12 protein-coding genes are annotated in these 21,311 nt (G+C 44.7%); 2 read left to right on the top strand and 10 right to left on the bottom strand.

From position 1 onward, the window contains the following. Positions 1–256: 256 nt before the first annotated feature. From clpB to AC3WS5_RS07145, 8 genes are all read right to left on the bottom strand, one after another. Positions 257–2,875 carry an ATP-dependent chaperone ClpB gene (gene clpB / locus AC3WS5_RS07110; RefSeq protein WP_492466582.1) on the bottom strand — a complete coding sequence of 873 codons (2,619 nt, stop codon included), beginning with the start codon at positions 2,873–2,875 and terminating at the stop codon, positions 257–259. Between the two features lie 387 nt (positions 2,876–3,262). Continuing rightward, positions 3,263–6,406, bottom strand: coding sequence for a glycosyl hydrolase (locus AC3WS5_RS07115; RefSeq protein ID WP_492466583.1), 3,144 nt, complete (start codon positions 6,404–6,406; stop codon positions 3,263–3,265). A gap of 42 nt (positions 6,407–6,448) precedes the next feature. Further along, positions 6,449–7,954, bottom strand: a complete 1,506-nt coding sequence (locus AC3WS5_RS07120; protein WP_492466584.1) for a glycosyl hydrolase family 39 — start codon at positions 7,952–7,954, stop codon at positions 6,449–6,451. A gap of 160 nt (positions 7,955–8,114) precedes the next feature. Continuing rightward, positions 8,115–9,617, bottom strand: coding sequence for a RagB/SusD family nutrient uptake outer membrane protein (locus AC3WS5_RS07125; RefSeq protein ID WP_492466585.1), 1,503 nt, complete (start codon positions 9,615–9,617; stop codon positions 8,115–8,117). Between the two features lie 11 nt (positions 9,618–9,628). After that, positions 9,629–12,997 (bottom strand): SusC/RagA family TonB-linked outer membrane protein, encoded by a 3,369-nt coding sequence (locus AC3WS5_RS07130; RefSeq protein ID WP_492466586.1) that lies wholly within the window; start codon positions 12,995–12,997, stop codon positions 9,629–9,631. A 151-nt stretch (positions 12,998–13,148) separates the two neighbouring features. Continuing rightward, positions 13,149–14,219: a FecR family protein gene (locus tag AC3WS5_RS07135; protein ID WP_492466587.1), complete on the bottom strand. Its 1,071-nt coding sequence runs from the start codon at positions 14,217–14,219 to the stop codon at positions 13,149–13,151. Positions 14,220–14,283: 64 nt separating this feature from the next. Beyond that, complete coding sequence (locus AC3WS5_RS07140; protein ID WP_492466588.1) at positions 14,284–14,877, bottom strand: RNA polymerase sigma-70 factor; 594 nt, start codon at positions 14,875–14,877, stop codon at positions 14,284–14,286. 251 nt (positions 14,878–15,128) lie between these two features. After that, positions 15,129–16,169 (bottom strand): isoaspartyl peptidase/L-asparaginase family protein, encoded by a 1,041-nt coding sequence (locus AC3WS5_RS07145; protein ID WP_492466589.1) that lies wholly within the window; start codon positions 16,167–16,169, stop codon positions 15,129–15,131. Positions 16,170–16,282: 113 nt separating this feature from the next. On the opposite strand from AC3WS5_RS07145, the gene queG reads away from it, so the two are divergent. Next, positions 16,283–17,230 carry a tRNA epoxyqueuosine(34) reductase QueG gene (gene queG / locus AC3WS5_RS07150; protein ID WP_492466590.1) on the top strand — a complete coding sequence of 316 codons (948 nt, stop codon included), beginning with the start codon at positions 16,283–16,285 and terminating at the stop codon, positions 17,228–17,230. A 66-nt stretch (positions 17,231–17,296) separates the two neighbouring features. Then, positions 17,297–17,809 (top strand): 5-(carboxyamino)imidazole ribonucleotide mutase, encoded by a 513-nt coding sequence (purE, locus tag AC3WS5_RS07155; protein WP_492466591.1) that lies wholly within the window; start codon positions 17,297–17,299, stop codon positions 17,807–17,809. On the opposite strand, the gene bshC is transcribed toward purE, so the two are convergent. Next, positions 17,806–19,410 carry a bacillithiol biosynthesis cysteine-adding enzyme BshC gene (gene bshC / locus AC3WS5_RS07160; RefSeq protein WP_492466592.1) on the bottom strand — a complete coding sequence of 535 codons (1,605 nt, stop codon included), beginning with the start codon at positions 19,408–19,410 and terminating at the stop codon, positions 17,806–17,808. The genes purE and bshC overlap by 4 nt on opposite strands. Before the next feature lie 219 nt (positions 19,411–19,629). Next, complete coding sequence (gene xylE / locus AC3WS5_RS07165; RefSeq protein WP_492466593.1) at positions 19,630–21,288, bottom strand: D-xylose transporter XylE; 1,659 nt, start codon at positions 21,286–21,288, stop codon at positions 19,630–19,632. Positions 21,289–21,311: the final 23 nt, after the last annotated feature.

The raw sequence follows: 21,311 nt of genomic DNA on the forward strand, positions 1-21,311 counted from the left end.
ATCTTTTGATTCAGTGGTTGAAGATAATTTTTTTTTCTATCCAACAAATTTTTTCTTAAAAAATCATTTATTCGCCAGTCGGGAATCATCCCAAAAATCTTTACTGAGTTTATAATCATCTTATAATCACTCTATTACGCATAAACGGAATAAAAACGTAGATCCGAAACCCGCGCGCATTTTTTGCCAATTATTTCGTATCTTTATAGTATAACAAAGTCCGCGTTGGCAGGCTTAAACGCCATTACGAGCGTTTTTAAATTTCACTTGCTCTTTTTTCGGGTGTTTCATTCAGAAAAACCACTGTATTGTCAAATACATCCACCAACACCGGTCTCGACTTGTCGATGTCTCCCTTCAAAAGCCTCTTGCTCAGCGGGTTGATGATTTCCTTTTGGATCAGCCTCTTCAAAGGTCTAGCCCCAAACTGAGGATCAAAACCCTGATCCGTCAGAAAATCAATGGCATAATCGCTGAAATTTAACTGGATTCCGACCTCGGCCAACGTGTTTTTGAGCGCTTTCAGTTGAATTTTTACAATACCCAGTATATCCCGTTTGAGCAGAGGATGGAACATAATTATTTCATCTACCCTGTTCAGGAACTCAGGCCGTACCGTTTCTCTTAAAAGGCCCATTACTTCCGTCTTAGTCCTTTCAGTGATTTCGTCGACATTCTCTTCGTTGACACTCTCAAATGCCTCTTGAATAAGGTGACTTCCGATATTACTGGTCATAATAATAATAGTATTCTTAAAATTGACCACCCGCCCTTTATTATCCGTCAGACGGCCATCATCCAACACCTGCAGCAGAACGTTCCAGACATCAGGATGAGCTTTTTCTATTTCGTCCAAAAGCACAACACTGTAAGGTTTTCTCCTTACGGCCTCAGTCAGCTGTCCACCTTCATCATAACCCACATACCCCGGGGGCGCTCCGATCAAACGGCTTACCGTATGCTTTTCCTGGTACTCACTCATGTCTATCCGCGTCATCATACTCTCATCATCAAAAAGATAGGCTGCCAGCGCTTTAGCCAGCTCGGTTTTACCTACTCCCGTCGTGCCCAGGAAAATAAAAGAACCAATAGGCTTTTTAGGATCGGCTAACCCTGCTCGGCTCCTCCGAATAGCATCCGCAACAGCTGTAATCGCTTCATCCTGGCCAACCACCCGCTCATGCAGGTGTTCCTCCAGGTGCAATAACTTTTCACGGTCGCTTTGCAACATCTTGCTAACGGGTATGCCCGTCGATTTTGCAACGACTTCAGCAATATCCTCAGCATCAACTTCCTCTTTAAGTAACCTCTTTTCGGTATTGTCTGCCAATTGATTGGTTAACGACGTGATATTTGCCTCTTCTTCTTTGATCTTCCCGTATCGGATTTCCGCCACCTTTCCATAGTTGCCATCGCGTTCGGCCCGTTCCGCTTCCAGTTTCAAACTTTCTATCGTCGCCTTGGCGTTCTGAATCTGTTCCACCAATTCCTTTTCTTCCTTCCATTTTGCTTTCAGCGTATCTCTCTCTACGGATAAATTAGCAATGTCAGTATTCAGTTGCTTCAGCTTCTCTTCATCGTTTTCCCTTTTGATAGCTTCCCTTTCAATTTCCAATTGCCTGATCTGCCTGTCCAGCTTATCCAGCTCTTCTGGCATGGAATTCATTTCCAGCCTAAGCTTAGCTGCACTCTCATCAATAAGGTCAATCGCTTTATCAGGCAGAAACCGGTCTGAGATATACCTAGACGATAGTTCTACCGCGGCAATGATCGCCTCATCCTTGATTCTCACGTGATGGTGTGTTTCGTACCTGTCTTTCAGACCCCTCAATATCGAAATCGCATCTTCCACAGATGGCTCGTCCACCATCACCTTTTGAAACCGGCGCTCAAGCGCTTTGTCTTTCTCAAAAAATTTCTGATATTCATTTAAAGTCGTGGCGCCAACTGCCCTAAGTTCACCCCTGGACAAAGCGGGCTTAAGAATATTAGCAGCATCCATGGCTCCTTCTCCACCGCCGGCACCCACCAGGGTATGGATTTCATCGATAAACAAAATAATTTCCCCGTCGCTACCACTCACTTCTTTCACAACCCCTTTGAGCCGCTCTTCAAACTCGCCCTTATATTTCGCACCCGCGATCAGCAACCCCATATCCAGCGCATAAATGACTTTTGATTTTAAATTCTCGGGGACATCGCCATTAATAATACGATGTGCCAACCCCTCCACGATAGCCGTTTTACCAACGCCAGGTTCGCCCACCAGGATAGGATTGTTCTTGGTACGGCGACTGAGAATATGCAGGGTACGGCGGATCTCTTCGTCCCGCCCGATTACCGGATCGAGTTTGCCCTGCCTGGCAAGTTCATTCAGGTTTTTTGCATATTTGTTTAATGCGTTGTATTCCTGCGACTGGGTCTGCGATGAAACAGTCTCCCCCTTCCTCAATTCCTTAATTGCAGCGACCAAGCCTTGCGCTGACAGTCCCGCGTTTTTTAGCAGCTTACCTGTATCGTCATTTCCTTCAACAATTGCAAGCAACAGATGCTCGGGCGTTATAAACTCATCGTTGAACTGTTTAAGTGCAGCTCCTGCTCTTAAAATAACATTATTTGCCTCCCGGCTGACCATCTGCGCGGGTTCCCCGCTTGTCCGCGGGAGCTTTTGCAACAAATCCTCCAGCTTGCTCTGCACCAGGTTAACCGTAACGTTATTTTTCTTGAGCAAATACTCCACAGGAGAATCTTCCTGTTCCAGCAACGCTTTTAATATATGTTCTGTTTCGATATTTGGATTCTGTGCATTAAATGCCAACTGTTGGGCCTGCTGAAAAGCTTCAGCAGCTTTAATGGTAAAATTTCCTAGATTCATAATTCTTTTTTTTAGAAACCTTGTCCGTATCTAAGGTCGATAATTCTCCCACCACAACCAACCTTTTCCGGAACATTTTAGATGCACAAAACAAATTCCAAGCCACTGTTTCCTGAAAGCCTGGCAGAATCCCTTCATCAAATATGCCCAAAATGCAGTCTGGAAGCAGGTTTCATGCTATTTAGTCAGATTTTCGGAATACCCGGTTATCAGGTTTCTCCGCGAAAATTCCGAGGCTCACCATGTCCAAACAGGGATAAGGGTCCTAAGAACATGTCCATTCTTGCGAGATCGTATACAAAAAATACGATAATAAGTCAGCATAATGCGCAAAATTCTGCTTACGAATTAACCGTGTTCTTTAGCAAGAAGGTACCGTTAATACGCTTATTTTCTAAGAATCAAAATATCAAAATCATCCAAGCCGTAGTCAAATAGGTTGAACTGACTGCCGGGAATCATCTCTTTAATATTACTCCAGCTATCTGGTCCCATGTAGCCGGGGCGGGGTGTCCCGTAATGTGGGCCCAAAAGGTTTCGTAGGCTTCCCACTACCGTCACTTCTATTTTGTTCTGCCCATTCTTTAAAAGACCCGTCAAATCTAACGAATATGGTTCGCTGTAAATAATGCCTGCCTCTTTACCGTTGACCTTAACTCCGGCCACGGTTCCTTTAAATCCACGTAACTGCAGCAGAAACACTTTTTTAGAATCGATGATACTGATATCTTTCTGGTATGCAATACCGTTACCATATGTAGGCAAACCCTGCTCCTTCCATATACCAGGCTTCAGCAACCCGGGTTTTATGATGTTCCAGGACTTCGTCCCTGATTCGAGATTAAAATCTCCCAAAATGTAAACCGGCCCCACTTCTGCATAAACACTCATGGGATCAACAGCCAGTGTAATCTCGTTTTCTCCCGCTCTCAATAACCCTTCCAACCTGAGAATGCCAAATTTCCTGTCCATCCACCAGTCAGTCGCGAGGGGTCGAACTTTTTTTCCGTTTACTGCAATCGAACTCCAAAGATCCTTCTGCTCTATGGCAGCTCTGAAATTTCGGGAATCCACTCCTTCCCCAACATAAAATTTGTAGGTGGCAGTGTATCCCGAGCCCTTAGAAAAAGTGTCTCGTTCAACGAAGGATTGGCGAAACTGCATTTGGTGCTGCCAGGGATTGCGGCTAAAGCCATGCTCCTTGAATACAAGGTCAGAAGCCTTCCAGACATGTGTTTCAGGTAAAATCTGATCCCTTACCTTCAAATCACAGAAATCGATCATGAGTGTGTTTTCTTTAGGGCGGTTGACCGTCATTTGAGAGGCCGGTACTACTGATTTGCCTGTAAAAACAGTCTGACCCGAATGAGCGCCTTGTTGGTTGCTGAATAACAACAGGATGCTTCCGGCAGAAGGAATATCAAAATCAATTGTAACTGCGCTTCCCGATTTCCGGGCCGCATAAGGGCGAGCATTACCCGTGGCCAGATCCAATTGTAACACGCTCTGAACTCCTTTTACGGTAATTTCACCACTAGATGGGTGCTCCATGTCCGCGTTGGAAAGAAACAGCAACTGCCCGTCACCCAACATTCGCCGGTGATGGTACAGGTTACCTTTCTTGCCCTGATCAACATTCAAACGTACCCTGAAGCTATCCGATATAAATAAACGCTCCAGTTCTGAATCCTCCAGGATATCACTTTCAATAATGTTATTTCCCAATGACGAAAATGTTGAGAACGAGGGATCAGAAGCGCCATCAACCGTCTGCCATTTCTCCAAAAAAACCAGGTTGCCCCCATTTTGGGCAAATTGTTTTAATAAACTGAACACAGCTTTATTAACGTTTTCCATCCCCGGCGGGATCACGACGGTTGAATAGGCTGCGGCCCCCACTTCAAACTTTTTACCATCTACCCTGGCATGGTTCTGTATGATATTCTCCGAACCCAGGTCAAATTCAACATGGCTCTTCTGCAGCCGGGTGATGAACTGCTGAAATTTGTTTCCGATCTCATAAAAGCGGTCATCGCTTCGTTTCGCATGTGTGTAGTACATCCACGCCGAAGAGGTCGGTTCAATCACCAGGATATCATTTTTTTGTTGTCCCCGGGACAAGGCATAGGACAACCGGGTAAAATAGTCGTTCAGGGGCTTATAGTATTCCCACCAGGAATTCTGGTAAGAAAATGTAGGCGGATAATCATATTTGCGAACTCCGGCCATCGTCATCCAGGATAAATGCTGGTTCATGAAGTTCACGCCCAGCGCAAATTCCCAATCGCCCAGCCTCTTCATCTCTTTAAAAGTAAGATCCCATCCGGCACCCCCATAGGTCTCTGATAGTGTCCTTTCCCGGTTGAACTGATTGGCCACGCTGGATAATTCCTTTACGGAACGGATATTACCGAATTGAGCGTTGGGGCTTTCCTCATTGAACTGGTTAAATAGCATATCTATTCCGGGCATCTGGTGCCAGGCGTACATGGCCATATTATCTGGTCCCTCGGTAGGATCAGGCCATCCATGCTCCCAATAGTGACCCGTCCAGGCCAGTTTATTCTGTTCAGCAAAACGATGCATGGGTTTCGACCAGCGGTCAATAAACATTTCAAGCAGTACCTGCTGATAATTGTGCCGTACTTTTTTCCAGTCGCCGGTTTCTTCAAATAAAGACACCAGATTCGGTACCAGGTCATAACCCCATCGTTCACGAAAAGCCTCAAATAAGTCCGGTGTCCACTTCACTGTATATCTGCCATGAGCAGGGATACTGGGCTCATCTGAAAAAGTTCCGGCGATAGTTTTCCCAAATTCATTTCCAAAAGCCCGTTTATACTTCTCCAGGGTCACTTCAATAAATTTTTCAGTAACGCCTTTTACCATCAGGTCTACCAATGGAAAATCGGGTGGGCCCACCATACCGGCCTGTTTAGCGAAGTATTGTTTTTTGAAAAGGTAGTAGTCCCCGGTTTTCCCCACCTCACTGTTCATACGCGAAGTAATGTCTTCATATTGCTCGCCTTTTTTTTTCAGGCAAACAAATATATCAGCTTTGTTATCCGGGATCTCAGTGGCTGTTAACAGCGTCAGCATCTGTCCCTGATTATAGCTTTCGGGCATCTGAGCCGGAACAAGCCCTCCTGCAAAACCCGTGGGATAAGAGTTCTCATCATAAATCCACACGTTCATATCAAGCTCTTTGGCTTTTTTGATGGTATGTGCATACATACTCATCCACTCAGTTCCCAAATATTCCGTGATGAGCCCTGGCCGTGGGTGAATAAATGCCCCTCCGAAACCTTTCTTTTTAAAATCGGTCATCATTCTGTCAATGATTTCGGTAGTCACTTTGGTGTTCCAGACCCAGAGTGGTGCTGATCCGAAAGCTTTTCCGGGATTCTTGAATTTATTCGTGATCTGTGCCAGCGATTCACTGGCACGCGTGGCTGACAATTGCTGAGCATCACAGATACTGGTGAAAAACAAAGAAATCAGTGCTGTAAGCAGTAGAAGTTTTTTGGTCATGTCTTTTAGTTATTTTATGCTGAACCGTATTGCTGAAAAATACTACTTTTTACTTACAACAACCACCGAATAGGGCTGCAAGGTAATTTTTAAATCAGTCATTTGCCCCCCAGAGGGCGGGTTATCACGCGTGTTAATGTCCACCGTTGACAAAGATCCTCCCACTATGTCCGCAGGTAAAATAATTTCCGAGGTTTTTCCCCTGCGGTTGATCAGCAGGATTTTCCGCCCGCCCTTTGTACTAAATGCCTGGGCATTCACTCCATCCGGCACAGCCTTTTCAAACCTGGTTGAGACCAACTTATCACCTGGTCCAAAATTTTTGTGTAATAACCATAATGCCCAGTACCTGGCATTTGGGTTCCCTGTCTTCCAATTCATCATACTTACGTCAGGAAATTGTGTGGGATAGCCTACCAGTTGGGATTCCCCGGTCACATCAATTCCGATTTTTGTCATTTCAAGAAACATATAAGCAAAAAGACTTGCAGCAACATTCCAGTAATCCTCTTCAGCAGGCTCTCGCCCGAGAATGACTCCTATTTCATTGATGGTAGTAAATACTCGGGGAGCCAGCCTTTTTCGGATATTCTCGATATACTTTACCTTATCGATAAACGCATCGGCCTTTTCAAAAAAGGTGTACTGATACGCCGAAAGCGGTTGTCCGGCCCAGGAGGGTGTTGAATAATGATGGTACGAAATACCCTCAGGCACTATTCCGAAGCGATGATTCTTCGCATTTAAGAAATATTCAAAGTACTGCGGATTGCCGACATAAGCCAGAGACAAGCCAATGAATTTTGTGCCTGGCGATATTTTTTTTAATTCCCTGACAATCATATCGTAGGCTTTCGTATATAATTCGGGAGAAATATGGTGTTCCAGGTCCGGCTCATTCAAAACCTCCCAATACTTTATTTTGTAAAAATGTCCTGATTTATGAAACCTACCCAATTCGTCAGTAAACCCACCTTTTGTATACCAGCTAAACAGCCTGGTATAATAGTCGGCTAACTCTTTTCCGGTGGTATCCCTGAGTTCATTGCCTTGATTATAATCCCAAAACACTTGGTACGGGTCTTCGGGGTAAACTACCGGCTTTTCGGTTTTCCACATCCAGGCCGGTGTAGTGCTGAAGTTTATGACCGTTGAATGTCCTTCCGTAGCATCCATGATCGCTTTCATAGTACTGTCCAGATAGGTAAAATCCCAGAAAGTCTCCGTGGCCGTCGGTGGCTTTAATTCTGCTACCGCCATTTTTGGGTAGGGAAACCAGGGAACATAGCGTACATAGTCCGCTCCCAGTTCCTTTAAGGCCCGAAAAGTATTTTTATGTATCGGGGATGATGGTCTCACCATCGGATTTTCAACAACCTGAAGTGTTGGAGTGGTTTTGGAAACAAAAATCACTTTATTCCAGTCCACGCTGAGCTCCGGAACGCTGTTCTGAGCATTTGCAGGATGACAAACACCTAATATAAGCGCCGTCAGCAATGAATGAACCAACGATTTACGGATTCCATAAAATAAAATAATGGGATGCATCGTTCTAAATTTAATGTGTCAACAAATATAGTTATAGAGTCACGGTCACCATATCGGTACTGAATCAATAGAATCAACAAAGCATTTCTACCGGTAAGGTGGGAAAGTAAATTTCAACCCGGCCGTAGTCGGGTTGAAATAAAAGTGCCGCTGGTTATCCCTAATATCCCGGGTTCTGGGTTAGTTTACTGTTCACAATGATTTCATTCGCCGGGATTGGGAATAGCACCTTAAATGCTTCAAATTTATAATCCTGGTCCGACAAGGGCACACCCTGCCTCGGAACCGTTGGATTTGCCCGTTCCCTGGCTCCGTGGGCATTTAAGAAAGTCGTCATTTCCGCTGGCGTCATGGTCCGTTTCAGGTCAAACCAGCGCCAGTTTTCAAAGGCCACCTCTATCCTTCTTTCTTTGAGAACAGCATTTCTGAAACCGGCCTGACTTAACCCTACCAGATCACTTAGTCCCGCCCGGGCTCTCACCGCATTGATATAACTATATGCCTCCACGGTGGGCCCACTCTGCTCATTGATAGCTTCTGCCAACATCAACAATACATCAGCATATCTGAATACCGGCCAGTTATCATCGGTGCGGCCATAAATAGCATGAGTATGCTGATATTTTTTAATATATGGGACCACCACGTTTGTAACCGGGCTAATAAAATTCATCCCAACGGAAGCTTCAAATCTTTTGTCACTGGGTTCATAAGCAGCGATGATATCCTTGGAAGGGATATTCCATCCACTGGGATTACTCTGGGCCCAGCCTGTCACAGCTCCCTTTGAAGTTCTGGGTGCAAAACTATAAATGAAATTACTCCATTCTCCGAGGTCGTTACCTCCCTGAAACTGTACTTCAAAAACGGATTCGGAGCCATTTTTCTTTTGAGGATCAAAATTATCCGCATAATTGGGCAACAGGCTATAGCTTAAGGTTGTAACCTGTTTTAAAGTGCTCACCGCATCAGCATATCGCTTTTCCGTAAGGTACACCCGGCCTAACAAAGTCAATGCAGCACCCTTGGTGATTCTGCCTTTCTCAGCTGGTGAATAGGACTGTGGCAAGTCGTTCACAGCATCATTCAGGTCAGATTCAATCTGCAGATAAATGCTGTCCGGAGATTTGCGGGTATAACTCCAGGCATCAGCTGGCTTTTCAAGGGGCTTGGTGATCAAAATCACGTCACCAAAATAGTTCGTAAGCTGATAATAAAAATATGCCCTCAAAAATTTCAGCTGCCCTTCATTGACCTTACGAACACCATCCGTCAGTACTGCATTCTTCATTTTCGCCAGCGTATTATTGACATTATAGATCGCAGCATAATGCGCAACATACATGCTATTCACATTGACGTTGTTCGGATTCAGGGTCCAGGTCTCCAGCGCTTCGGTACGGTCTGCCTGTCCCCGGTCGGCCGGGTAAAAATCAAAAGTCGTATTATCTGAAGGGAATTCATTAAACTGCCATTGGTTTAGTATGATCCCCTGTAAAGTAGAATAAACGCCATTTACTGCCTGCTCTACCTGGGTCGAGTCTTTATAGAACAAGTTTTCTGCCAGTCTTGTCGGATCGGTCTTATCCAGGAAATCCTTATTACAGCCAATGGTAAAAACAACCAAAAACAAAAACAAGGTATGTAAAATATATTTTTTCATTTTCATTGTTTTTATAAGTTAATTTTAATCCCAACGCTAAAGGTTCTAGCAAGCGGGTAGGTACCATCATCCTGCCCGGGGAAAAGCGTATCGTTGGTCACAGAAGCCTCGGGATTGGGTCCGGGGTACTTGGTAAATAGTATAAAATTGTCAATACTAGCAGAGATCCTTGCTGACCTGAACGGAAGATTTGGCCTGGAGAAATTATAACCCACGCTCAGGTTCTTAAACCATAAATAATCTCCCCTATACACATACCTTGAATTTGATTCCCGCTCCCACTTCCACGTGTTAGTCGTTGGTACAATCCCGCCGCCCGGATTTTGTTCATCGCGGTACCGGTCCTTAGCTTCTACTGCAACATTGAAAACCCCGTCCATATTCAGGATTGATTTCAATATTTCCCGATTGATATCAAATCCATAAGCGCCATTGAACAACATACTGATGTCGAAATTCTTAAAATCGCCACCCAGTGTAAAGCCATAAGTAAATTTGGGCCAGGGGTTACCGATTTCCACCATATCCTGCATGTCATAGGTGATTACGCCATCCCCGTTAGTGTCTGCATATTTATAAACGCCCGGGATTGCACCATCCTGCTTTGGCGAAGCGTCAATTTCAGCCTGATTCTTAAAGATACCAAGGTTTTTGAATCCCCAAAGCATGCCGATGGGTCTGCCGGGTTTTGAAACACTGTAAACACCATAGAAATCACCCCTTCGGATCATATCGGTCTCACCCCGCAATTCCAGTACTTTATTTCGATTAATGGAAAAATTCAGGTTAGCAAAAACGCCAAAGTCATTCTGGATGCGCGTGCGGAAAGTAGATCCCAGTTCCAGACCTTTGTTCTCCACTTTTCCAATGTTTGACATATAACTTGTGAAACCTGAAATAGCTGGTACTTGTACCGGCAACAGCATATCGCTGGTAATTCTTCTATAGTAATCTGCAGTGAATGTTAACTTATTCTGCAAAGCCGACAGGTCCAGACCCGCATTAATTTGCTTTGCCGTTTCCCAGCCCAGGATGGAGTTAGGCAGTGAGCTTACGGTGTACCCCGGGGCAAAAGCATTCCCGATAATGTAGTTATTATTGTTCATGAACGCCAACTTGGTGTAGTTACCGATATTATTGTTACCGGTCACACCCCAGCTCGCCCGTAACTTCAGATCATTCAGCCAGGTGATGGTCTTCATGAATTTTTCCTCAGAAATACGCCAACCTGCAGACAACGCAGGGAAATTCCCATATTGATTCTGCTCGCCAAACCTGGAGCTTCCTTCCCTTCTGAAAGTTGCTGATAAAAGGTACCTGTCAGCGAAAGAATAATTAATTCTGGTGAATAAAGCTGCCAGACTCCAGCCATACTCGGTATTGGATGGGGTTTTATTGGCAGCTGAATTAAAGAACGGAATGAGGTCATTGGGGAATTTACTTCCATTGCCGGAAAGGCCCCTGACCGTTTCTTCCTGCGACGTGTAACCGAGCAAAACATTCACCTGGTGCGATCCAAAATTATTATTATAGGTAAGGAGCTGATCCAAAGCCCAGTTCACCGTGTTGTATGATTCCTGGTATAAAGAAGCGTCTCTCGGCGGCGGCGCCCAAGTGCCCGCAAGTGTGGAAGGCCTGAAGGATTTCCTGTCCGAATACCTCAGCCTTGTATTTGCTGCGGATTTGAATGTGAAATGCTTTAAGAACTTTAATTCCACGAATCCGTTCGTTATCATTTCGGTTACCCTCTCCTTATTATAATAAGTCTTCAGGAATTGTACAGGATTAGGATATCCGAATACCCCATCATGGCCCCCAATAAATGTATCATAAGAACCGTCATCATTATATACGCGGTCCCTTGGGTCCATAATCCAGGTACTGCCCACCAATCCATCCCTAAATTCAGTGCCCGGCCCCAAATTGGAATTAGCATGAAAGCCATTCAGATTCAGACCTACTTTTACATAATCATTGAACCTACCTTCTACGTTGGCGTGTGCGGACACTTGTTTAAAATCAGTATTGATCAGAACACCCTTCTGATCGATATAACCTATAGATAATAACGATTGAAAATCCTGTCCTCCCTTGGCATAGGTGAGATTATAGTTCTGGAACGGTGCATTCTTATGCAGGATTTCGTCAAACCAGTTAGTAGAATACTTAGTTTGTTCGGGATACCTGAAATCCAGGGGTACCTCATTAATGTCTGGTTCCCTCTTTTGGAAATACCGGATCTTATCCATAAAAGATTCTTTTTTGAACTGAGCAAACTCGGGTCCGTTCAAAACCTTGGTCTTACTTTTCTCTGCAACGTCCTGGATTCCATAGTTTGCCGAGACTTCCATAGAACTTCTTCCGGCCTTACCCTTTTTGGTGGTAATCAGCACGACTCCGTTGGCCCCCCTTGCCCCATAAATGGCCGAGGAAACGGCATCTTTTAAGATCGAAATACTTTCAATGTCCGATGGATTGATACTATAATCAAGAGAATTTCCTATTGGCATTCCGTCAATAACGTAAAGCGGGGCACTCCCTGCACCAAGTGAACCCACTCCCCTCACGATCACTTCAAACTGCTGGCCGGGGCGTCCCGTTCTTTGCTTTACCGAAACACCGGGAATTTGTCCTACTAATAATCGGCTGGTATTTGAAGCAGGAACATCCTTAATCACGTCTAAATCCACGTTTGAAATGGCCCCCGTGATATCCCTTCGTTTCTGGGTACCGTAACCCACCACGATCACTTCATCCATCTTATTTTCAATAGGTGTCAGCACGACATCAACACTTCCTCTCCCGCTAATGGCTACTTCCAGGGTCTGAAAGCCCACATTAGAAATGACCAAAACTGCATTTCCATTTGTAACATTAATTGTATAGTATCCATTTTCATCGGTAGTAGTTCCATTTTTGGTCCCCTTTTCTATCACACTCACACCAGCTAAAGAAGCGCCGGAGACGGCATCTGTTATCCTCCCGGTAACCGGTATAAGGCTGTTGATCTCTTCCGTACCATAAATAACAGTCAGCCCTGAACTCATCCTTCGAAAAGAAAAATAGGTGTTGTGCAGGAGTTTCTGCAGGACATAATCAATAGTGGCATTCCTGGCGTAAAGATCAACTTTCCTATTACTAAGGGCCACACTGTCACTGTACACAAAACGATAAGAATACTCATTTTCGATCTTTTTCAGCACGGAATGAATCGTTTCGTCAGTCAGCTTTAAATTAATTCGTTCCTGAGAGGAACTGTTAAATGCAATTGCCTGAAATGAAGTAATCAAAATCAAAAAAACAGACAATTTCATTATTACAAGGTATTTAACAATGATCATACCCCGGTTTCTTATACCCGGACTCCAGTTTTTTTTCATAAATTTGTAAAGATTTAAGATGAGGAGAATCTTGCCGTAAGGCAATTCTAACAGTCTTGTTTGGCGGAGAATGGTCGCAACATTTTCCGCCTTTTTTGTTCAAATGGCTACGTCATATTTTTTATTTTTTGGTAAACAAATATTTTTTTGATTAATTATAGAGCGAAACAATATTATTATCAATCCTATACTGAAATCTCATCGCGAGTTTAAACGATTCGAGCACTTCTTTGAGACCTTCGTTTTCAAATCTTCCCGACAGCCTCCTATTTAAAAGTGAACTATCCTTCACCTCAATGGCCACCCCATACCATTTTTCAAGCACCGGAACAATATCAGCCAGGCGATCCTGGTCGAACGAAAGCCGGTTTTTAAGCCACTGCGTTTCCGGTGTAGTGGAATCTATTTTATCCGGAAGTACATTTACAATGGTAATTTTCGGAATATTTACCGTTTCTTTTGAAATGGTCGTCTTCTTCGAATAATCATTTCGAACAATGACTTTCTCATTGGGTTTTAAAAAAATCCGTTCCTTATGGTTTCTTTTAAAAACGATTTCAACTGAACCTTTTAACAGAACCGCTTGGGTGCTGCTCTCATCTGAATATGCCCTTACATTAAAGACCGTTCCCAGCACCCTGACATCAAGTGCATCTGTATGAACAACGAACGGGCGATTACTGTCTTTCACCACATCAAAATAGGCTTCCCCCGAGAGTCGGAGTTCCCTGGAGGTCCTGCCAAAATCCGACTTATAGGTAATCCGCGAATCTGAGTTAACCCAAACTTTGGATCCATCAGGCAGAAGAAGATTGGTTTTGGCCCCCTTCTTCACATCCACAATATTATCAGTGGGATACAGGGAAGGACGGCCAATGAACAGAATCCAGGAAATACCTGCCAATACCAGCAATAAAGCTGCAACCGAAACAATGACTGCGATCCCTCGCCGCCTCAAAAAATTAAATTCCTGCTGGTCTCTTTTTCGGAAGCCATCTGTTTCAATAGCACAATTCAGTTTCTGATGCGATTCTTTCAGGGCAGTTTCAATAGATGGAATATCCGGTACAAATCTAATCTCATAAAACTCATCCATCATCTGGCTCATCGCCGCCGCATCTCCGTCTTTTTTCAGCCACTCGTCCAACTCTATTCGATCCGCAAGTGTAATGACCCCGGTTTTTTTTTGAATTAAAAGCTGGATTATTTTCTCCTTAGTCATATGTCTCTATAATTAAGTCAGCTATCCTGACCTTTTACCCCCAAACAGGCTCCGTTTTTTTTAATCAGGCTTTTTTCCGTTCGTACTTGCGGGCGATCTCAGGAAGGCCCTCATTGAGAACTTGAAAAATTTTCTTGAAAGCAATATTCATCTGGTTTTCGACGGTTTTGACGGACAATTCCAATAACTCTGCTACCTCATCGTACTTCATCCCTTCCTCCTTAATCAACCGAAAAATCAGCCGGCAACGTGGAGGGAGGGTGTTGATAGCCTCACTTACCTTATTTAAGCTTTCCTTTGAGATGAGCCTGTTATCAGGATTCTCATTGCCCGACGCTTGTAATGTAAATTCATCACCAAACCTCTCGGTCAAAGAAAAAGCGTTATTTTTTTTTGAGGCATTGATGGAAGCATATTTTGTAGCCGTATAAATATATTGCTGAAAATTTCTAATTGTTTTAAGCATCTTTCGTTGATCCCATAACCTGACAAACACATCCACAACCACCTCCTCGGCTACCTGCCGGTTCCGTGTTATCGTGGTTGAAAATGAAACGAGGCCGGCAAAATAATCGGAAAAAAGACAACCAAAGGTTTTCCTGTCATCGCAGTCAGCAATAAGATTTAGCGTCTCGTTTGTCACTTGTTTATTTATCATATAAAGTTCTTTCAATTGTTATCAAAGATTCCTTTATAAACAAGCGTGACAAGAATGAGATCGAATTCGATCTCGGAAATTCCTAGAATAATTCATGCCTGCAAAATCATTTCGCTACTTCCTTGGCTGGGGTCTCTCAGTTTTAAATCAGGCCTCTATTTATTTTCAGCAATACTTTCGTATTCATTTTGACCGGCAATAATTTCAAAATCTACTGATCAAATATAATTAAAATTACCGTTCACAAAAATTTACCGGAATATATAAATCTCAACTTTCCCATCTCTTGTGATAGCGCCCCTATACATACCAGCGGTGTTAAAAGGCATAGCCACATTTCCATCTTTGTCCAGCGCAATCAGTCCGCCTGTACCCCCGCTCTCGCCAAGTTTCTCAATGACAGCATCTCCGGCAGCCTGAACGGAAAGATGCTTGTACTCCATCAGCGCACAAAGATCATAGGCGATCACATTTCTGATAAAGTATTCCCCCCAGCCTGTACAGGAAACTGCCGCTGTTCTGTTGTTAGCATAGGTTCCGGCTCCGATGATTGGCGTGTCACCAATCCTGCCATATTTCTTATTGGTCATACCTCCCGTGGATGTGGCTGCAGTCAGATTTCCCGATTGATCCAGCGCCACAGCTCCAACCGTACCAAATTTTTGATCAACCCCGCCCGGTTTCGACGGCACGTGATCATGATCCAGTTCAGATTTTGACGTATCTTTTTTTCTTGCTTCCAGCAGGGCCCTCCAGCGTTCCTCTGTGAAGAAATATTCGGGTTTGACAATTGTCAGACCGCATTGCCTGGCAAATTGCTCAGCGCCCTGACCAGCCATCATCACGTGTTCTGACTTTTCCATCACCGCTCTTGCGGCATCTACAGGGTTTTTGATGATCGTGACGCCAGCCACAGCACCAGCTTTCAGCGTCTTCCCATCCATGATAGCCGCATCCATTTCATTGCGGCCGTCATGCGTAAAAACGGCTCCTTTCCCAGCGTTGAAATGCGGATCATCTTCGAGAATGTTGATGGCTGCCTGCACAGCGTCCAGACTTGATCTTCCCTGATTAATCAGATCGTAACCGGCCAATAATGCCTTTTCAAGCGCCTTTCTGTAGATGGCCTCATTCTCCGCAGTCATCCGTTCCTTCAACAATGTTCCAGCGCCACCATGAATCACCAGCACATAATTGCCTTTTTTGCCTGATTGTTGTGAGAGCGTCTGTGACGTAACAGCTCCTGAAAGCATACTCATAATGAACAAAATAGAGATGATCTTTTCCGGCATGGTCTTAAATTATGAAATTTATACGGAAAGGTAACAAAGAAGCTGTTAATTTTAACCCCGCTCTATTCTTTCCGGACAGTTTAAGAATACGATATCAGCAAACATTTCTAAAAATGAAAAACAGTCATCATCGTCAACTGGTAAAATCACTTGCTTCCGCTCTGGGATTCGACTATTGCGGGATTGCACGTGCCGAAAAACTGGATGAGGATGCAAGGAGACTGGAAAACTGGCTCAATCAGGGGTTTCACGGGAAGATGAAATATATGGAGAACTACTTTGACCTCCGGGTGGATCCCACCCAGCTGGTTCCCGGTGCAAAATCTGTGATAACCCTGCTTAAAAATTATTACCCTCAAGAACTTCAGCAGACCGATGGGCCCAAAATATCTAAATATGCCTACGGGAAGGATTACCACGAAGTAATCCGCGATCAGCTCAACCAGTTTTTATCACTACTTAGAGAACAAATCGGCGAAATAAACGGGCGCGGGTTTGTAGACTCCGCCCCAGTTCTTGAGCGTTCCTGGGCGGTACGATCGGGACTTGGATGGGTGGGAAAAAATGGCAATCTGCTCACCCGTAAGAGCGGCTCTTTTTATTTTATTTCAACCCTGGTTACGGACCTTGATCTGGAACCAGACGACCCGTTTGCGGGTGATTTTTGCGGTTCATGCACCAGGTGTATCGACGCCTGCCCCACCGATGCCATCCTACCCAACCGGGTCATTGACGGCAGCAGGTGTATTTCCTATTTCACGATCGAGTTAAAAGATGAATTACTGCCTTCGGAATTGTCGGGCAGGTTTGATAACTGGATCTTTGGTTGCGATATCTGCCAGGATGTTTGTCCCTGGAACCGCTTCAGTAAACCCGCCAGTGAGCCGGCTTTTCAACCAATTCCGGAAATTCTCCACCTGAATACCCTCGAATGGGAAGAAATGACGGAGGAAGCTTTTAAAAAAATCTTTAAGCACTCACCGCTCAAGAGAACGAAGTTCACCGGGATTCAGAGAAATCTGAAATTTGTACGTTCAGGACTAAACAATACCGTTGAATAACGCCGCAAGAGAATTCCACTTTTTTAATCATTTGCTGACCAGCTATTTTTATCTTTCCTTTGCAATATGGCAATAAGGGTAGGTATCATCATGGGCAGCGAAAGTGATCTTCCAATCATGAAGGCCGCTGCCGATATTCTGGAAGAATTCGGTATAGAATACGAAATAACAATTGTATCGGCACATCGTACACCATTAAGGATGGTTGAATATGCGCAGACTGCGAGAAAAAGGGGCCTCCATGTCATCATTGCAGGCGCGGGCGGTGCAGCTCACCTCCCGGGAATGGTGGCATCCATCACTACCCTGCCTGTGATTGGCGTGCCCGTAAAATCATCCAACTCCATCGATGGATGGGATTCTGTTTTATCCATTCTGCAGATGCCTAATGGTGTGCCTGTGGCCACGGTTGCACTGAACGCCTCGAAGAACGCTGGTATTTTGGCGGCCCAGATCCTGAGTAGTTCAGACGGAAGGATGGGACGAAAAATCCAGGCGTACAAAGACAAGCTCAAAAAAGAAGTTTTGAAGAAAGCTAAATTGCTGAAAGATTCCGGTGTTGCCAATGCCTTCGACTAATCGGATTCTTTCAAGATGACAAATTCATGTTCGATGGCAAAGGAGTTTTCATAGATCCTTTCAACAAATTGATTTCCCCACCTGGCGTAACTGGGTACCAGATTTTCAATTCTTTCCTGCAGATTATGATGTGGAAAGAGTTTTTCCTTAACACTGATTATCTGACGCATCGCATCCGCATAATTTCTCTTTTCTGCCCGAAGCATCTTTTTTGCTAATTGGCGGATCTTCTTTGTTGAATCAGACTTCAAAGCTTCGACGTGACGGGAAAGCGTTGGATCCACAGCTTTGGCAATTCTGTTCAACTCCCCGTAAATTTTCTCAATCTCCGCAAGGGGCGCATCCACCTTTGTCAGCTTACTGCTGTTCCTGTCAATCCAGGCTTCCTGTAACTCCTGCAATGGCCGGAAAAAATCCTTCACTTCGAAACCCAATCTTTTGATTTTTCGTACCACTTCCTTGTCTGCAACCAAAAATGAATTTCTTAAAAAAAGAACGGGGTAAGGCACTTTGAAGTGTTCAAAAAGGCCCTTCAACTCAAACCAGTAGGCGAGTTCACCTCCACCACCGATAAAAGCAATATTCGGCAACAGTATTTCCTGGAAGAGGCCCCTCAGAATAACATTCGGGCTGAACCTGTCGGGATGATCTTTGAGTAACTGAAGTATTTCTGTTTCCCCGAAAGACTCCCTGGTGCCATTGACTTTCCAGGTATCACCTTCCCGCACGATCCTTTCGCGTTTGTCGTCTTTCAGATAAAAAAGATTAATTTCCCTGCTGTAAGCCTGCGCCTTGTAACCTGCGTTCTGAAGATCAACAGCAGTCTTTGCAACTATCGGAGCCGATACCTGGTTTAGCAATTCTTCCCGGAACATATCCGTAGTGCCGGCTTTCAGCAGCGGATTATCCGGAATAAGGACAATCAATCCATATTTACCGAAAAGTGCATTCACAAATCCAAGTGTAGCATCCTGGATGGTTGTGCCTTCACTGTAGAACTTGCGAATGAGGCCGACGATTTCTTCACCAAATGGATAAATCCCAAATTCTGATCCGATCCGATCGATCATTTTGAGAAACGGCCGGTCAACTTTCATTCTGCCCACGGCGCCCGTCTGACGGGTTTCCCAGTTCAGTCGCTCGCCATTCAGGTAAGTATGCCCCAGCTCTTCCAGATCTGCATCTTCACTACCCATAAAAAATACAGGAACAAAATCAAGCTCGGGAAATTTTTCCTTGCAATGCGCCGCCAGCCTGACCGCATGCAGGATCTTGTAAACGAAATACAGCGGCCCCGTGAAAATATTCGGTTGATGGGCAGTCGTTATTGTGAACGTCGTAGAAAGGGAAAGCAGGTTCAGATTTTGCTGTACCAATGGAGATTTTTCAACCTGCTCGTATTGTTTTTGTAATGCGCCAACTAACAGGTCCCGGTCCGTTTTAAAGTTGCGACGTTCCTGAATGGATGCTTCAAGCCCCTGGTCATCGGAAAAATGTTTATAAAAAGGGCTCAATTCCGGAGCTTTGTTCAAATAGTCGATCACCAGCCTGGAGAAAAAACCGGTCTGGTGATAGGGAATACATTCAGCCTGAACATCCATACTGACAGGGGTTAAAATCAAGAATGAAAATACAATAACATTTTTAAATACAAATAGTTCGGTGTCCCGGGGATCATTTTTTGAAACCGGTCATTAAACTTCAAACCTGTCAAATAAATAGCAGCCGGTCAATGGATTTTCACACTTGTTCAGTACTGAACTAAGTCGACTTAATCTGCCGATCTGGCTGAGTGTACACAGGACCAATCATGTAGTTCACTACTTTCCTTTTTTCCAGAAAATTTCGATTTCTTCCAGCGTCTTCCCTTTAGTTTCAGGTACCATTTTCCAAATAAAAATAGCAGAAAGCACGCCCATCACGCCGTAAATCCAATAGGCAAATCCATGATTGAATTTTGCAGTCAGCCATACGTTGTCATTGAGCATGGGAAAAGTCAGCGAAACGATCCAGTTTGCGATCCACTGCGCAGCAACAGCGATTGAAAGGGCGCCCCTGATGCTGTTTGGAAATATTTCGGCTAGCAGGACCCAGCATACCGGTCCCCAGCTCATGGCAAACGACGCGGTGTAGGTCAGCATAAAGATCAGCGCCAGCAGACCAAGCCTGTCGAGGTAAAACGCAAATCCCAGCGCCACCATACTAACGGCCATGCCAATGGAACCAATGATCATCAGCGGTTTCCGGCCAAACTTATCGACAGTCAGAATAGCTACAACCGTAAAAGCCAGATTTACCGCTCCCACAATAATAGTTTGCAATAAAGAAGAATTGGTTGAAGCACCCATATTTCTAAAAATGTTCCCCGCGTAATAGAGCACCACATTAATTCCCACAAACTGCTGAAAGACCGACAGGAGGATGCCGATTAAAATAATCCCGAACCCATAAGAAAGCCAGGGAGCATTGACTTCGTGCACCGTATCTTTTATTTCCTGCAGGATCTTCGGTGCGTCTTCCTCTCCGGCAATTTTATTCAGAACCCCAAGCGCTTTATCATGCTCGCCATTAATAGCCAGGAATCGCGGCGTTTCGGGGACGAAAAATAAAAGGATCAGAAACACCACCGCGGGAATCGCGCCTGAGAAAAACATCCATCGCCAGCCGGTGTGTGTCAGCCACTCCTCATTTCCCCGACCGGCAATAAAATAGTTCACAAAATAGATGACCAGCATCCCGAAAATAATGGCAAACTGGTTAAAAGAAACCAGCCTGCCCCTGACTTTTGCCGGAGCGATTTCTGCAATGTACATGGGCGAAATCATGGATGCAATCCCCACGCCGATGCCGCCAATGATCCGGTAGATCACAAAGGAATAGACATCCTGCGTCCCGAATATGTTAAACGCTTCAGGTTTCCACGCGCCGATTGCCGAGATCAGAAAGGCGACAGCCGCAACAATCAGACCTTTTTTGCGTCCGAGGGATTTGGAAATAAATCCGGCAGCCGCACCGCCGATAATGCACCCGATCAATGCGCTCGCAATAACAAAACCTTTGACGGCATCCGCCGTATCCTTAATGTCTGCTGCCGTTTGCGGCAAAGGTTTGCTGAGAAAATAGACCGCCCATACAGTCAGTAGTCCAATTAATGAAGCCGAAATAATCAGGCCTTTCTTCCGGCCCGTAAGTTTTAATATTTGCCCGCTGATAATCACAAATACAACGTAGAGTACACCTACGAGTAACCCGCGGTACTGACTGATCACCTGCTGGATCTGATCCACGTATCTGTTATTCTCGGGATCGCCTATGTAAAATCCGACCAGAGCCTTTTCTGCACCGTTGACTACGGCCGTATCGTAGCCAAATAATAATCCTCCCAAAGTGGCCACCAGGGTTAACATAAGCGTGTACAAGGGTTTGCCCTTGCGGTAGTTCTCTGTTGCAGTTGACGCTGCGGTATTGATAAACGCCATTTATTGGTATTTAATATAAAAAA

It is taken from the genome of Niabella sp. CPT15-335-S11 (genome assembly GCF_058792415.1).

Coding starts and splice junctions, on each gene's coding strand:
- clpB (WP_492466582.1), bottom strand. CDS start 2,875: ATGAATCTAGGAAATTTTACCATTAAAGCTGCTGAAGCTTTTCAGCAG.
- AC3WS5_RS07115 (WP_492466583.1), bottom strand. CDS start 6,406: ATGACCAAAAAACTTCTACTGCTTACAGCACTGATTTCTTTGTTTTTC.
- AC3WS5_RS07120 (WP_492466584.1), bottom strand. CDS start 7,954: ATGCATCCCATTATTTTATTTTATGGAATCCGTAAATCGTTGGTTCAT.
- AC3WS5_RS07125 (WP_492466585.1), bottom strand. CDS start 9,617: ATGAAAAAATATATTTTACATACCTTGTTTTTGTTTTTGGTTGTTTTT.
- AC3WS5_RS07130 (WP_492466586.1), bottom strand. CDS start 12,997: ATGAAAAAAAACTGGAGTCCGGGTATAAGAAACCGGGGTATGATCATT.
- AC3WS5_RS07135 (WP_492466587.1), bottom strand. CDS start 14,219: ATGACTAAGGAGAAAATAATCCAGCTTTTAATTCAAAAAAAAACCGGG.
- AC3WS5_RS07140 (WP_492466588.1), bottom strand. CDS start 14,877: ATGATAAATAAACAAGTGACAAACGAGACGCTAAATCTTATTGCTGAC.
- AC3WS5_RS07145 (WP_492466589.1), bottom strand. CDS start 16,169: ATGCCGGAAAAGATCATCTCTATTTTGTTCATTATGAGTATGCTTTCA.
- queG (WP_492466590.1), top strand. CDS start 16,283: ATGAAAAACAGTCATCATCGTCAACTGGTAAAATCACTTGCTTCCGCT.
- purE (WP_492466591.1), top strand. CDS start 17,297: ATGGCAATAAGGGTAGGTATCATCATGGGCAGCGAAAGTGATCTTCCA.
- bshC (WP_492466592.1), bottom strand. CDS start 19,410: ATGGATGTTCAGGCTGAATGTATTCCCTATCACCAGACCGGTTTTTTC.
- xylE (WP_492466593.1), bottom strand. CDS start 21,288: ATGGCGTTTATCAATACCGCAGCGTCAACTGCAACAGAGAACTACCGC.